At 43.0% G+C, this 15,030-nt stretch carries 13 protein-coding genes; 3 read left to right on the top strand and 10 right to left on the bottom strand.

Annotated features, from left to right (window positions below; translation table 11 throughout):
• Positions 1 to 29: 29 nt before the first annotated feature.
• Complete coding sequence (locus tag A7D14_RS13810) at positions 30 to 995, bottom strand: Gfo/Idh/MocA family protein (RefSeq protein WP_067035846.1); 966 nt, start codon at positions 993 to 995, stop codon at positions 30 to 32.
• A gap of 113 nt (positions 996 to 1,108) precedes the next feature.
• Here A7D14_RS13810 and A7D14_RS13805 point away from each other — a divergent pair, with 113 nt between their 5' ends.
• Positions 1,109 to 1,750, top strand: a complete 642-nt coding sequence (locus A7D14_RS13805; protein ID WP_067035760.1) for a protein-L-isoaspartate(D-aspartate) O-methyltransferase — start codon at positions 1,109 to 1,111, stop codon at positions 1,748 to 1,750.
• Positions 1,751 to 1,880: 130 nt separating this feature from the next.
• On the opposite strand, the gene smpB is transcribed toward A7D14_RS13805, so the two are convergent.
• Positions 1,881 to 2,342: an SsrA-binding protein SmpB gene (gene smpB / locus A7D14_RS13800; RefSeq protein ID WP_067035757.1), complete on the bottom strand. Its 462-nt coding sequence runs from the start codon at positions 2,340 to 2,342 to the stop codon at positions 1,881 to 1,883.
• Between the two features lie 80 nt (positions 2,343 to 2,422).
• On the opposite strand from smpB, the gene A7D14_RS13795 reads away from it, so the two are divergent.
• Entirely contained in the window at positions 2,423 to 3,166 is a 744-nt protein-coding gene (locus A7D14_RS13795; protein ID WP_067035843.1) for a DUF6503 family protein, read from the top strand.
• On the opposite strand, the gene A7D14_RS13790 is transcribed toward A7D14_RS13795, so the two are convergent.
• Complete coding sequence (locus A7D14_RS13790; RefSeq protein ID WP_067035754.1) at positions 3,163 to 3,684, bottom strand: histidine phosphatase family protein; 522 nt, start codon at positions 3,682 to 3,684, stop codon at positions 3,163 to 3,165. The two genes, A7D14_RS13795 and A7D14_RS13790, sit on opposite strands and share 4 nt — an antisense overlap.
• Before the next feature lie 427 nt (positions 3,685 to 4,111).
• Positions 4,112 to 4,978 (bottom strand): DUF1963 domain-containing protein, encoded by an 867-nt coding sequence (locus A7D14_RS13785; RefSeq protein ID WP_067035751.1) that lies wholly within the window; start codon positions 4,976 to 4,978, stop codon positions 4,112 to 4,114.
• A gap of 582 nt (positions 4,979 to 5,560) precedes the next feature.
• Here A7D14_RS13785 and A7D14_RS13775 point away from each other — a divergent pair.
• Entirely contained in the window at positions 5,561 to 7,006 is a 1,446-nt protein-coding gene (locus tag A7D14_RS13775; protein ID WP_067035745.1) for a PorP/SprF family type IX secretion system membrane protein, read from the top strand.
• Between the two features lie 17 nt (positions 7,007 to 7,023).
• Here the strand turns inward: A7D14_RS13775 and A7D14_RS13770 are convergent, their stop codons facing one another.
• The 6 genes from A7D14_RS13770 to A7D14_RS13745 all read right to left on the bottom strand — a co-directional run.
• Positions 7,024 to 8,778: an SMI1/KNR4 family protein gene (locus A7D14_RS13770; RefSeq protein WP_176712427.1), complete on the bottom strand. Its 1,755-nt coding sequence runs from the start codon at positions 8,776 to 8,778 to the stop codon at positions 7,024 to 7,026.
• A gap of 325 nt (positions 8,779 to 9,103) precedes the next feature.
• On the bottom strand, positions 9,104 to 9,700 hold the full coding sequence (locus A7D14_RS13765) for a TetR/AcrR family transcriptional regulator (protein WP_067035739.1): 597 nt from the start codon (positions 9,698 to 9,700) through the stop codon (positions 9,104 to 9,106).
• A 152-nt stretch (positions 9,701 to 9,852) separates the two neighbouring features.
• Positions 9,853 to 10,917 (bottom strand): dipeptidase, encoded by a 1,065-nt coding sequence (locus tag A7D14_RS13760; RefSeq protein ID WP_067035736.1) that lies wholly within the window; start codon positions 10,915 to 10,917, stop codon positions 9,853 to 9,855.
• 8 nt (positions 10,918 to 10,925) lie between these two features.
• The gene (locus tag A7D14_RS13755; protein WP_067035733.1) at positions 10,926 to 11,393 is read right to left on the bottom strand and encodes a RidA family protein; all 468 of its coding nucleotides are present in this window, start codon (positions 11,391 to 11,393) and stop codon (positions 10,926 to 10,928) included.
• A 6-nt stretch (positions 11,394 to 11,399) separates the two neighbouring features.
• Positions 11,400 to 12,713: a gluconate:H+ symporter gene (locus tag A7D14_RS13750; protein WP_067035730.1), complete on the bottom strand. Its 1,314-nt coding sequence runs from the start codon at positions 12,711 to 12,713 to the stop codon at positions 11,400 to 11,402.
• A gap of 155 nt (positions 12,714 to 12,868) precedes the next feature.
• The coding region (locus A7D14_RS13745; protein WP_067035727.1) for an ATP-dependent Clp protease ATP-binding subunit at positions 12,869 to 15,030 on the bottom strand (2,162 nt) is incomplete at its 5' end.

The raw sequence follows: 15,030 nt of genomic DNA, 5'->3' as shown, positions 1-15,030 counted from the left end.
CAAGATGACAGCTCGAACTGACAGGCACACTACTTTTTAAATGACTCTATAATCTGAAGGGCTACTTGCAATGCTTTGGTGCCTTGCTCCAGTGTCACAACAGGTTCAGTATTGTTATTGATGGCATCCGCAAAGGTTTCCAATTCATCCAGAATGGCATTGTTGACGTCAATTTCGGGATTTTCAAAGTAAATCTGCTTCTTTTCCCCTTCAGCATTTTGCAAAATCATGTCAAAATCACCGGGCTGTTCCGGGGCATCCTTCATTTTGACCACTTCCACTTTTTTTTCCAAAAAGTCCACAGAGATATAGGCATCTCTTTGGAAAAAGCGTGATTTCCGCATATTCTTCAAGGAAATTCTACTTGCCGTAAGGTTGGCGACACAACCATTTTCAAATTCTATTCGCGCATTGGCAATGTCTGGAGAGTTGCTGATTACGGAAACCCCACTGGCATTGATTTGTTTCACTTCTGATGGCACTACGCTCAAAATAACATCAATATCATGGATCATTAAATCCAACACCACAGGAACATCAGTGCCCCTTGGGTTGAACTCGGCCAACCGGTGGGTTTCAATGAACATAGGATTTTCAATTTTGTCCTTGACGGCCAAAAATGCGGGATTGAACCGTTCCACATGGCCCACTTGGCCTTTAATGCCATGCTTTTGGGACAATTGCAACAGCTCTTGTGCCTCTTCAAAAGTGTTGGTGATGGGTTTTTCAATAAAAATATGCCTTCCTTTTTCGATGGCCTTTTTGGCACAATCGTAATGGGAAAGAGTGGGGGTGACAATATCCACTACATCCACGGCATCCATGAGGGTATTGATATTTTCAAAGTAGGTGTAGCCAAACTCGGCCGCCACTTTTTTGGCATTGATTTCATCGGGGTCGTAAAAACCAACGAGTTCGTAGTGTTCAGATTGGTTCAAGAGCCGAAGGTGAATTTTCCCCAAATGTCCTGCACCGAGGACACCAACTTTTAGCATAATATCTGTTTTTTTCAAAAATACGGATATGACGGCACTCTTCATAAAAATAAGAAGCGAACTGGTCGTAAAGTTTTAGGGAACTTTTTAAATTCGTGTACCAGACCAAAACCATGAAAGACACACATAAGCATAGAGGAATGCGCAACAAATTGGCGGAATTGTTGGAAGCCAAGGGAATACAGGACAAACGGGTGCTCAATGCCATAAGGACCATACCCCGACATTTGTTCTTGGACAGCAGTTTTGAAGATCATGCGTATCAGGACAAGGCTTTTCCCATTAGTGCGGAACAGACCATTTCGCAGCCCTATACGGTTGCCTTTCAGACCGAATTGCTCCAAATTAAACCCAACGACAAGATTTTGGAGATTGGTACGGGCAGTGGTTACCAAACCGCAGTGTTGTTGCATTTAAAGGCCAAGGTCTACACCATAGAACGGCAGCTGGAACTTTTTAAAAAAACCCGGTTGTTTTTCAATAAAATGAACTACCGACCCAAGAAAATGATTTTCGGGGACGGCTACAAAGGCCTGCCAGAGGAAGCTCCTTTTGATGGCATCATAGTCACAGCGGGAGCCCCTGAAGTTCCAAAACCCTTGATGTCTCAGCTCAAAGTAGGGGGTAGGCTGGTGATTCCCATTGGCGAAAATGAGCAGATAATGACCCTTTTTGTGCGAAAATCTGAAAAGGAATTTGAAAAAAAGGAATTGGGTGCTTTTCGCTTTGTTCCCTTGCTGGAAGATAAGAATTGATGGGGTTTAAAAAAACAAGTACAAGTGCAAGTTCAAGTGCAAGGGAAAAGTTTCAAATCCCAAATCCCAAATCCCAAATCCCAAAAACCAGTAACTAAGTAACCCAATAACTGATTAATCTAATGCTCAATCAGTTGTTGAAGCTTTTCTTGATTCGGGCTAGGTTGCGCTTGCTGGCCCGTTCTTTAATGGTCTCCCGTTTGTCATACAATTTCTTACCCTTGGCCAATCCAATTTTCAATTTGGCAAGGCCACGGTCATTGATGAAAAGGTTCAGGGGGATAATGGTGTTTCCCGTTGTGGTGACTTCTTTCCTGAGTTTTTTCAGTTCCCTTTTGTTGAGAAGCAGTTTTCGTTCTGCCTTGGGCCTGTGGTTATAGTGGCCTCCGTGACTGTACTCATCTATCTGCATGTTGATGACAAAAAGTTCTCCTTTGTCATTGAACTCACAAAAACTTTGGGATATGGAAGCTTTCCCCAAACGAAGCGATTTAATTTCGGTACCCCCCAAAACAATTCCAGCGGTGTAGGTGTCCAAAATCTCATAATCGAATCGGGCCCTTCTGTTCTTTATGTTGATGTTTTTCTGCATTGAGGGCAAAAATATAAACTCTTTGCCGAGAAAATTGTAATGTTATGCCAGATTTTACGATTATCTATAAAACCAGACCCATGAAAAGAATCTTTGTTCCCCTACTGTTGCTTTTGTCCTTGGCCTGCAAGGAAAAGCAGAAAGCCCCACTTACAGCACAGGAAATTGTGGATAAATCCATTGAGGACAGTGGTGGAAAACTATACGAGGACCATAAAACCTCCTTTCAATTCCGAGATCGAAAGTATGTTTCTGAAAACAACAATGGGAAAAAGGTGTTGAAACGTATTTTTCAGGTGGATTCGGTTACCATCACCGATGTAAAAACGGGAAACGATTTTCAACGTTTTATGAATGACTCGCTTGTGGCTGTTTCAGATTCCATTGCCACTAAGTATGCCAATTCGGTGAATTCTGTGCATTATTTTGCACGGCTTCCGTATGGTTTAAATGACCCAGCGGTGAACAAGGAACTTTTGGGCAAGGAAACCATTGAGGGAAAGGAGTATCACAAAATCAAAGTGACTTTTGACCAAAACGGCGGAGGTGAAGACTATGATGATGTGTACGTGTATTGGTTTGATGTGGAGACCTTTAAACCGATGTATCTGGCCTATAGCTTTCATGTGGATGGAGGTGGGCAACGTTTTCGGAAAGCGTATAACGAACGGTTTGTAAACGGAATCCGTTTTGTGGATTACGACAATTACAAACCAAAAGATAAGGATTCCGACATTTTACAGATCGGACAACTTTTCAATAAGGGGGAACTGGAACTCCTTTCCAAAATAGAACTGACCGACATCAAAGTAGAGCAGGATTAATCCATTTTCAATCGGATGTCCGTGGGTATGCCATCAATGATCCGTACAATGAACAAACTGCTGTTGTCATCGTCGTCCATGGCGTTGTATTTTTCAATATTGATGATCTTGTTCACAAAATCAGGGGTGGTATTGCTATGGCCAACCACCAAAACATTGAGTCCTTCATTTTCAGCTTTGAACCGCTCAATATCGATGGTGTCTGGGTCATAATATTTAACATCAATATTTTTTTTGACCGAAGTGGGAGCCGCTGTCATGGAGGTACGCTCGTAATTTGTGGAATAAATGACATCAAGGTCAATGGGATCAAAGACTTCTGCCCATCGAATGGCCCGGTCCAATCCATCTTGGTTCAGCTCTGGGTCAGGGTTATCCGGGTCGGTTCTGTCTTTTTCGGAATGTCTGATAAAATAGTAGGTGGAAACCACGGGATCTTCCACAATTTTCGTATCTTTTTTGCAGCTGATACATCCAATAATAATTGCAGAGGCAATTAGGAGTTTGGTTATTCGCATAGTATTGGTCTAAAGTTTCCCTTAGTTTATCGTATTCGCTTTTAAAAGTAACGTTTAATTTTCATTTTCTTGTATACATTGGAATTTGGATTGTATGTTCTGTAAGGCTTTCAAAATGCTAAATGCAATGGAAAGCTGATATGGCTTTTATCAACCAAACAATTACAACGTAATTTAATCCTTGTTTATAGATCTCCTAGGTCATATTATTTTTCCGTAGGAATCGGATGTTCATTGTGGACTTGTCCTTTGTCCTAATAAGGTCCAGCTTCAATACTGGGGCAAACAAAAATGCTATACTGGTATGCTATACTTTTCAGGCAGGTAGCGTCAGTGGAATCAAGAACAGCTGATAATGATATCTTTATAAAACCTAGTTTCTTAGGACGTAGAATTGAAAATACATATTCTTGATTTGATGGGATTTTTAGGTGGTTGACCCCACAACGATTATTTTTTTATGAAAATTACCATCCCTAAAGCCTTCGTCCATTTTAGAATCGACCCAAAAGTTCATGTTGAAGCCTCCATAGTTGGTTTCATAGCTAAAGAAGTGGAATTGATTGGGTAGCCATTTGTCAAATTGGTACATTAACTTGATCCATTCCTCGAAATCATCCTCATGATCATTTGGATCTCCTAATACATCATAAGCCTCGCTCACACCTTCCTGTTGGTAATTGCCCAATCCCAACAAATGGATTCTGGAGGGGTGTTGTGAGAATCCTGGGATATCACCCATGAGTTTAATCCAGTCTTCTTCTGTTAGAACCCTATCCTTTGGATAGAACATGTCGTTGAAAGTCAATTTAGGTGTATATGAAATTCGCACTTCCGTTTCAAGCTCTTTCTGAAGTTGCTCATCTTGTGACAAAACACTGTTGAGATACTCCCTTGGTTTCAATTGATCCATGGGGCCATCATAAAAGAGGGTCTTTCCACAATCAATCGAAGAGAACAAGTAAATGATACCCTTATCCGGAAAAACATTGTTAATGTCAAATTGTTTAAAATCTGCAATGTTGAATTGTCCGATAAAGACATATTTTTCAGGGAATTCCAGTTGTTCCGGTAAATCGGGTAGCCCGCCAAGTTTTGAGCATCCGAGGGTGACGGGTTGATTCTCATGGGTGTCTATTTCTAAAAAGTAGACGAGGGCATTTTGAAATCCTTCTTTGATATTTTCTGGATAGACCATATCATTTTTGGAGTTCGTTTCCTTATACTGTTCCAATTGTTCTTCCGTGAAGTCAAAACGTTCAAAAAATACTTTTGCGATTTCCAATAAATTCATGCTCAGTTTTTGATGGATGGGTGTTTATATTGTATTGTTCCAGATTGCCAAATCTAATTGAAACCATAAGACAGATGGGGGCAAGAATTGATGAATGAGTTATTTGATTTGATGGGAATCCTATCTGGATTGATAAGATATATGCGTTCGGAAAAAATGTATATGTTTGACTATCAAATAATTATTGTAATTGTTGTGAAATCCTAAAAATGAGTCCCAGCTCGAAAAATGGGCTTTTTTAATTTTCAAGTCGGCAGATTCCGGCCGCATATTGTAAGAACATCTGAACAGGAACCTGGAATGGCAGCTCTTCTGTGAAATTTATCCGGGTCGGTTCTGTCCTTTTCGGAATGTCTGATAAAATAGTAGGTGAAAACCACGGGATCTTCCACAATTTTCGTATCTTTTTTCAGCTGATACATCCAATAATAATTGCAGAGGCAATTAGGAGTTTGGTTATTCGCATAGTATTGGTCTAAAGTTTCCCTTAGTTTATCGTATTCGCTTTTAAAAGTAACGTTTAATTTTCTATTTTCCCGTATGCTTCGATTTTTGGTTTGTTTACTAATGGGGTTGATATCCATGGTTGGATGGTCACAAGAGCCTACTTTACCTTCGGATTTTAGGCAGCATGCCCTTACCCAATTCAATGCCAATTTGTTGAACGCTACCTATGCCTCAGACTGGAACAATCCAAACTCTTTTTCCATTTGGACCCGTTGGCAATGGCAGTCCGTTGACGGTGACCCTACCACTATCTTTGCCAATTATTCACATCAAATCAATACAGCATCCTCTGTTGCCCTGGGCTTTCTTCAGCACAATACTGGAGTTTTTTTGAACACAGGGGCAAACCTAAATTATGTGCATACGTTTCCATTGGATGAAGGGATTGCGCTTTTGGCGGGGATGAACCTATTTGCCTTTCAAAATAGCTTGGCGGATGATCGTTTTTTGCCTGATCAGGACATCGACCTGCCCCAATTGGAAAACAGCAAGGATTTTATATTGCAATTTTCCCCGGCGGTTCGGTTAAAAGTCAACCAATTTAGTGTTGGTGTTGCTTTTGAAAATGGTTTTGGGTTCAACCTGTCCGATAGTGGGAATGGTCCGGAAAACTTTAAAATATTCACAGGGATCCTGAGCAACGATTTTAATGTGGGGTTGTTTCCCAATTGGGGTGATAGTTTTGTGAGACCGATGTTTTATGTGAAGTCGTTACCCGATGCGGATACCCAATTTGGTCTGAATACGCTCCTCTCAACCCCTAAATTTTGGGTGCAGGGTGGCTATAATAGTTTTTATGGCGCATCCGGAGGAGTAGGGGTGACTTTTGCCAACACATTTTCCATTGGGGGTTTGATGGAATTTGGAGGGGATTCCTTGTTGAGTGATGAAGACCCTACCGTCGAGTTGGTCGCCTCCTATCAATTTGGTAAAACAGATAGCCGAGCAAAAGTTGTCGGTTTTGATGTGGACAAAGCAGATGGCCTGGCCCAAGAACGAATGGCCGAAGAGGCGAGACGAAAGGAATTAAGGGAAAAAGAAGCCCAACAAGTTCAGCAGGATGAGGAGATGCAACAACAACGCCTGATTGAAGCACAGAGAGCTCGAGATTCAATTGCCCAAGCACAAATGGCGGCCCAAAAGTTAAAGGAACAAAGGGTACAGGATAGTATTGGCCAAATACGAAAACAAGAGCAGCAAGATAGCATAGCACAACTCCAAAAACAGGAGGTGGAACTAAGACCCAATGAAAGATATGAGGAAGTAAGCAGTGAAAATGGTCTGGAACCGGGCTTTTATCTGATTACCAATGTTTTCGGGACCAAAAAATACTACGAAAGTTTTATGCTCAACCTGAAACAGAAAGGCCTAAACCCAAAATCGTTCTACCGAAGCGTAAACAAATACAACTACGTATATCTAGAACGGTACAACACCATGGAAGAAGCCCGAAAGGCCAGGGATAGTCAGTTTAATGGAAAATACACAGACAAAATCTGGATTTTTAGGGTACGGAATTAAACATGTTCAATGGACGATCAAAGGTGTTTTAAAATGCCTTTCAGCTCAACATCTTCCAATATGATTTTTTTGTCAAACCCCAGTTCGATGGACTTATTTAGCAGGCTGACCGCTTTATGGGGTTTATTGGTTTTAAGATAGAAAAGAGAAAATTGATAATAGTTCCACGAATAATATGGGTCAGCGGCCATGATCTCATTAAAGACACGTTGTGCTTCATCAAATTTTCCTAAATTGATATAGGGGCGGATCAAATTGGAGTAGGGCACTATCCATTTTTGCAGATTAAAACTTTTCCAAAAAAAGGCAATGCCTTTTTCATACATTCCTATATCATTATAACAACACCCTTTTAAATTATAGATCCAATAAAGGTTGTCGCTTGCACTGTCAAGTGATTCATATTTCTTTAGGTACAGCAGTGCTTTTTGGTAATATTTTTGTTCATAAAGTTTTAGGGCTATATGGGCATAGGGCAGATGTTCCGGGTTTACCTCAAGTTCATCCAGTTTTTTTAAATTTTCTTCCAGTTGGGCATCGTCCTTTAATTGGATCAAGGAATAAATTATTTGGGTATTGATGGTAAGGACATAACTTTTCTGGTAGGGGTAGTTTTGGTAAAAGGACCAACCCAACAGTTCTTGCCCCCATAATCGGGCCAGCTCATAATCTTGATGATTTTCATACAGATCAGTAAGTAAGGAGACCGCATTTGCCATGCCATTGGCCGCCAGGACTGCTTTTGTATTGGGCAAGTCACCCAAACATAGATGACAGAAGGCAAGTAGCCTAATGTATTCGTCCGTTAAGGTTCCTTTTGGGCAATGGGAAACATCTATGGCCAATGCTTCATTAAAACATGATATGGCCTTTTTGTACTGTTTTATATGGGCATGGGCTTTTCCTTTGGCGCCAAGCAGCGACTTTCTGGAAGCATCATCACCGCTGGAAAGTGTATCCAAAGCCCGGTCAATATACTTTATGGCCAGTGGGTAATTGGTGAATTGTTCATGTTCTGTAAGGTAATGGATAATGGGCATGGTTGTTTCATGATGGTCAAGGTCACTGCTTTTCAGCAACCGTTCCAAAACAACATGGACGGTTTTTTTGTCCCTCACATCCAAGAATTTGCCCATGAATTCGTGAAGGGCTTTCGTGCTATCCAATTTTGGGGAAGAGCTTTCACAAAAGGCCATGATATTTTTGACCGCAAGATTTTTAGCCAAGATTTTTTCTGTTCTTTCATCCAGCCAAGCATTGTACCAGTCAATAAAATTTTCTGCCAAGAGGGAAAGCCCGGCATCAGTTGCCGTCAAATCTATCCATATTTGCCCTTTATGCTTGCCATTGATAACCAAAAGGGCGGTGGTGCCGCAGCCCATATTGGCAATGGGGAGCACGCCATGGTCTTTGGCATTGAACAACTGTGATTCTTTGGAGCCATTATCTTTCAGAAGATCATCGACTCTTTCATCAAATTCATCTTCGTCTTCCTTGTCGTCGTCATGCAGAAAAAGGGCATTGTATATTTTTGGATTGGTCCAAGGCAAATGCAGGTCATTATATTTTCGGGTCAAATCCAGTGGAAGAATCCCAAGTCCAGGACCCAGCCCACCATTGCCCATGTGCAATAAAAACGCCCTGTAATCCATTGGCAGTTCAATTTGATGATTTTCTTCAAACTGAATTAGTTCTTCATTTTTTAGGGGGAGGTATTGATGGTTTTCAATGGTTGCGAGATATTGTGAATGTTCAAATATCAACGCTTTCATTTTTTCTATTTTGTCTTTGAGCTGCTCGATCATAATACTATGCGTGTAGGTGTTGTTCTTGTTTCAAAGGGCATGGAGCGTAAGTTTTTTGGGGCGATAAGGCTGTTAGATCCGGTCTTTTTTTCGGCAAAATGAGTTTGTTCTTCCAAAAGGGCAGAGATGTCAGTTTACAGTTACTTATTTGGGTAAATCTATAGTATATAAAAGCGAAGATGTTGTGCCAATTGATGGATCCCAGATTTCACTTGAAGATAGCGTGCTTCTGGTTGATAAACTTCTAAACTGTGTTCTTATTGAAAATGATCCATGGGGGTAATGAAAGAACTTATTTTTTAATCTCCCGTTGTACCAAATGTTCCAAATAGGAAATAGTATTGATGAGATATTTACGGTCCCGGGTCATGGTGCTCATGGCAATGGCCCCTTGGATCATGGTGAACAATTGCCTGGCAAATTGTAGGGGAGGAACAGGTAAATGGATTTCGTTTTGGTTTACCCCATTTTCCAAAACAAGGGCAATTTTTCCTTCTATCTCCTTAATGGTTTCCTTTACGGCAGCGGCAAGAAGACTGTTGTTGCTCTGGGCATCCACCCCCACATTGAGTATGGGACACCCGCCCATGGGAAGGGAAAATATATCGTACTGTTTATAAAACTGCATCAAGGAGTAAAGTTTGTCCAAAGCATTTCCCTCAACATCCAACTTTTCATCAATCGTCGCCAACAATTGTTTTTGGTTATACTCAAAAGCGGAAAGAGCAAGAGCTTCCTTGTTTTCAAAATTGCCATAAATGGCACCTTTGGTAAGTCCCGTGGCTTCGGTGAGATCGCTCATGCTGGTGCCTACATAGCCAAACCTGTTGAAAATGGGCGCTACGGTCTCAATGATGTATGCTGTGGTACGTTCTGCTTTTTTGGTCATGGTGGCTGGTCGGTGTTGGGTAGAACTAAGATATAAAAAAACAGATACTGTTTGGTATGATAAGGACCTAAAGCCACTATTTTAACAGTGTTGCAACTTTTTAGCGTCTAAATGATTGGGCACAACAGACGTTTTTTTGAAAGATATACTGTTTATCCCCAGACCCTTTTCAAGAATTTGATAAAATTTTGGCTTGTGATGTTTTCAATATCGGATATGCCATACCCCCTTTTGGACAGCAATTCCGGGATTTTCTGTAAATCTGCTATGGTGTCCACATCATAAGGCCCCTGCTCTGTACCAAAACCACCATCCAGATCGGTACCGATGCCAACGTGGTTCGTGTTCCCGGCCAGTTGACAGATATGGTCAATATTGTCCACCATAATGTCCAAGGTGACGCCCATTTCTTTGGGGTCGGATTTTCCCCTGACCCAATTGGGGACCATCATCCAAGCATCCAACGCAATCCCAATTACGGCATCCCTGTTGATCAATTCCTTGAGTTGCTCATCCGAAAACTGCCTATTGTGGTCCACAAATTTTCGGCAAAGGTTATGACTGGCCCACACAGGACCGTTATAGATTTCCATAGTTTCCCAAAAACTCACATCGCACAAATGCGTAGCATCCAAAATAAGGTTGAGCTCCTCTATCTTATTGAGGAGTTCCCGTCCTTTGGCTCCTAGACCACCAACCGAATCCGTGCCATGCGCATAAACTCCCGGGCCATAATGCGCCGGCCCGATGGCTCTCAAGCCGGATTCATACGATTTCTCCAAATAGCCCATATCCACAATGGAATCGGCGCCTTCTAGACTTAAAATGTAGCCAATGGGCTTTTTTCCGTCCTCGCTTTCCCATAGTTTGAGATGCTTCTCCAGACTTTCCGTATCCGTAATCTGAACCATTTCCCCAGCTTCTTCCATAGCCTTGTACCATGCCAATTGTCCTTGGGTATGGGCCCACGCTTGGCGTTGTGAGTGCCAGCCGGGAAGCGGATTGTCTTTTTTTACGAAGCGTGCAATTTGTGTGGCCACACAAAGCCCAACATTGCCCTTGCGCATGGCAGGGAGGGAAACCGTATTGTTCCCACGGTCTGGTTTGTCCGTTTTTCCCTTTTCCCGTTCCCGTATTTCAGAAACAGGGAGGGTAAGGTCACGGTTCCATTCCATGGCATTCATGGCGAGGTCTAAATGGACATCAAATAGAAACATACAATTGGTTATTGGTGAAGTTCAAACATGGCCTCAATTTCCACAGGAATGTTTTCAGGGAGCATCATGCCCACGGCACTGCGAACGCCAATGCCATTTTCTTCTCCAAATACATCGGCCATCAACTCACTAAAACCATTGATGACATAGGGATGTTTGCCAAAATCGGGTGTGCAGTTGACCATTCCCAATACCTTGACCACCCTTTTAATGTTGTCCAAATTGCCAAAATGGGTAATGATGGTGGAAAGCATGGTCAGTCCTACTTGCCGGGCCGCCAATTTAGCCTGGTCAGCATCCAGGTCATCCCCGGCGCGCCCTTTCATGAGGGAACCGTCCAAATTAACGGTGCCTTGCCCGGATACATATAAAAAATTATCCACGACCAATATTGGCCTATACACCCCTGCAGGCGGTGGAGCAGGTGGGAGTTGAAGATTTAATTCCTCAATACGTTTTGAAGGTGAACTAGTCATATTTTATTAGATTATTGTACTTAATACCAAAACGCCAAGCAGTCCCATAATGCCGACCAAGGTTTCCATAACGGTCCAGGTGGAAAGCGTCTCTTTTACCGAAAGGTTGAAATATTCCTTGAACATCCAAAATCCGGTATCGTTGACATGGGAAAGCATCAAACTTCCAGAACCTATGGCCAAGACCATCAATTCCGGGCTTGTTCCCGTTCCTGACGCCAAGGGAAGTGCAATTCCGGCCGCCGTTAGCCCTGCTACTGTTGCTGACCCAACACTAACCCGAATTGCCGTTGCGATGAGCCAGGCCAAAACCAACGGTGATATGCTGGAACCTTTGAGACTATCGGCAATGTAATCGCTTACATGGCTGTCAATTAAAACTTCTTTTAGTGCCCCAGCTCCGGCAATGATCAATAAGATCATGGTAATGCTGGAAACCGAAGATGAAATGGAGTCCATGAGCGTGGACATTTTTTTGCCTTTGGCAATCCCCAAGGTGTAGATGGCCAACAGCACGGAAATCAACAAGGCAATCACAGGGTTTCCTATGAACGTAAGGATGTTCCTGAGCAGGCCTTCTTCCAGAAATTGTTCGGCAGCAATGGCAACACCGATCAACAATATTGGAGAGAGTGCTGTAAAAATACTCGTAAAGGTCGATGGCAGCTCTTCCTTGGGAATGATATTGGGATTGTAAAATTCTTTTAAGGGTTTGGCTTCAACATTTTTTATGGTTCGGGCAAACAGGGGGCCGGCCACGATTATGGCGGGAACCGCAATGATAAGCCCATACAGCAATGTTTTGCCAATATCCGCATTGAACATGGCCGCTATGGCCGTGGGAGCAGGATGGGGCGGGAGATAACCATGCGTTACTGATAGGGACGTTAGCATGGGAAGCCCTACATAAAGCAAAGGAAGCCCGGTTGAAATGGCGACAGTAAACACCAGAGGAATGAGAATAACAAAGCCTACGGAGTAGAACATGGGGATTCCCACAATAAAACCGGTGACCACCATGGCCCATTGCACGTGCTTTATCCCAAATTTGGCCACCAATTGGGTGGTTATCTGTTGAGCGGCCCCACTATCGGCGACCAATTTGCCCAACATGGCACCAAGTCCAAGAATCAAAACCAAAAAACCTAAGGTGTTCCCAATACCCCGTTGAATGGATTGTACCAAATTGGCCAATTCCATCCCTTGAAAAATCCCTACAAAAAGGCACACGATGATGAAGGCTAGAAAGGCGTTGAGTTTGAATTTGGCAATTAAAAGGAAGAGCAGGAGAATACCTAGGACGGCAATTACGATTGGCATATTTAGGAAATGTGTTTGAAGCTAAAATAAGGATTTAAACCAAATCACCTGTGATTGTTTTTGATTTCAATCAGCTTATTTGAAGAAATGGGGACAAATAAAAAACCTTCCCCAATATGCTGGGAAAGGTTTTTCTAATATAAGTTATACTAAAATTATTCTATCAACTCACCTTGATTCCTGAACACCAATTCATCATCAAAGGAATCCAAGAGGACCACACTGTCGGATTTTATATTTCCGGAAAGCAGTTCCTTGGATAGATTGTTCAGTACTTCTTTCTGAATCAATCGTTTTACGGGTCGTGCTCCATATTGTGGGTCGTACCCTTTTTTGGCCAAGTATTCAATGGCTTCTTGGGTTGCATCCAAAGTGATGTGCTGTTTGGACAACATTTTCTTCAAGTTGTTCAATTGAAGCTCCACAATGGCTTTAATATCAGCCTTGTTCAACGGAGCGAACATGATGATGTCGTCTATTCGGTTCAAGAACTCGGGACGAATGGTCTTGCGCAACAATCCCATGACTTCCACTCTTGCTGCTTCCGAAGCACTTTCCATATCCACGGCATCTTCAAATTTCTCTTGGATGATATGGCTACCCATATTGCTCGTCATAATGATAATGGAGTTCTTGAAATCCGCCACGCGACCTTTGTTGTCGGTAAGCCTGCCTTCATCCAAAACCTGTAATAGAATGTTGAAGGTGTCCGGATGCGCTTTTTCAATCTCATCCAACAGGATTACGGAGTAGGGTTTTCTACGTACCGCTTCGGTCAACTGACCTCCTTCATCGTACCCCACATATCCTGGAGGTGCTCCTACCAAACGGCTCACGGAGTGGCGTTCTTGGTATTCGCTCATGTCTATCCGGGTAATGGCATTTTCGTCATCAAACAGATAGGCCGCGAGCGTTTTGGCCAACTCAGTTTTACCTACCCCGGTGGTTCCCAAGAAGAGGAATGAACCAATCGGCTTTTTCTCATCCTGTAATCCGGCCCTACTTCTGCGAATGGCATCCGAAACAGCAATAATAGCCTCATCCTGACCCACTACGCGTTTGTGGAGCACATCTTCCAGTTTCAATAGTTTTTCACGCTCACTCTGCATCATTTTGGTCACGGGAATCCCTGTCCATTTGGCCACTACTTCGGCAATGTCCTCATAAGTAACTTCCTCCTTGATCAAGGTTCCAGCGCTTTGTTGCTCGGCCAGATCGTCTTGGAGCTTGTCCAGTTTTTCCTGGGCTTCCTTGATTTTACCGTAGCGTAGCTCGGCCACTTTTCCGTAATCTCCGTTCCGTTCGGCACGTTCGGCCTCCAATTTAAAGTCCTCAATATCCTGTTTGGTCTTTTGGATATTGTCCACCACGGTTTTTTCACTTTCCCACTTGGCGAAGATGTCATGGCGCTCTTCTTTGAGATTGGCCAACTCCAGGTTCAAGGTCTGTAATTTGGCCTTGTCGTTTTCCCTTTTGATGGCCTCAATCTCAATTTCCAACTGCATGATCTTTCGGTCCAACACATCCAGTTCCTCGGGTTTGGAGTTGATTTCCATACGAAGCTTGGATGCGGCCTCGTCCATAAGGTCAATGGCCTTATCGGGCAAAAACCGGTTGGTGATATAGCGTTGTGAAAGCTCAACCGCACCAATCACAGCCTCATCTTTGATACGGACCTTGTGGTGATTTTCATATTTTTCCTTGATACCCCTAAGGATGGAGATGGCACTTTCGGTATCGGGCTCGTCCACCATTACCTTTTGGAACCTACGCTCCAAGGCCTTGTCCTTTTCAAAGTATTTTTGGTACTCATCCAAGGTAGTGGCTCCAATAGCTCTGAGTTCACCTCTTGCCAAAGCAGGTTTCAAGATGTTGGCGGCGTCCATGGCACCCTGTCCACCTCCAGCACCTACCAAGGTGTGGATTTCGTCAATGAAGAGGACAATATTGCCATCTGAGGAGGTAACCTCCTTGATCACGGCTTTCAATCGCTCCTCAAACTCGCCCTTATACTTTGCGCCGGCAATCAAGGCACCCATGTCCAAAGAATAGAGGATCTTATCTTTGAGGTTTTCAGGGATGTCGCCTTGCACAATTCGATGCGCCAAGCCTTCAGCAATAGCGGTTTTACCCACACCGGGCTCACCTACCAGCATCGGGTTGTTCTTGGTTCTACGGGATAGAATCTGCAAAACCCTTCGGATTTCCTCATCACGACCAATAACGGGATCCAATTTGCCGCTATCGGCCAATTTGTTGAGGTTTTTGGCGTATTTATCCAAAGAATTATAGGTTTCCTCGGCACTTTGCGAGGTCA

Source organism: Allomuricauda sp. CP2A, assembly GCF_001683915.1.
Taxonomy (GTDB): domain Bacteria; phylum Bacteroidota; class Bacteroidia; order Flavobacteriales; family Flavobacteriaceae; genus Flagellimonas.
The sequence above is the reverse complement of the archived record's forward strand: the minus strand, read 5'-3'. Positions and strand labels throughout refer to the sequence as shown.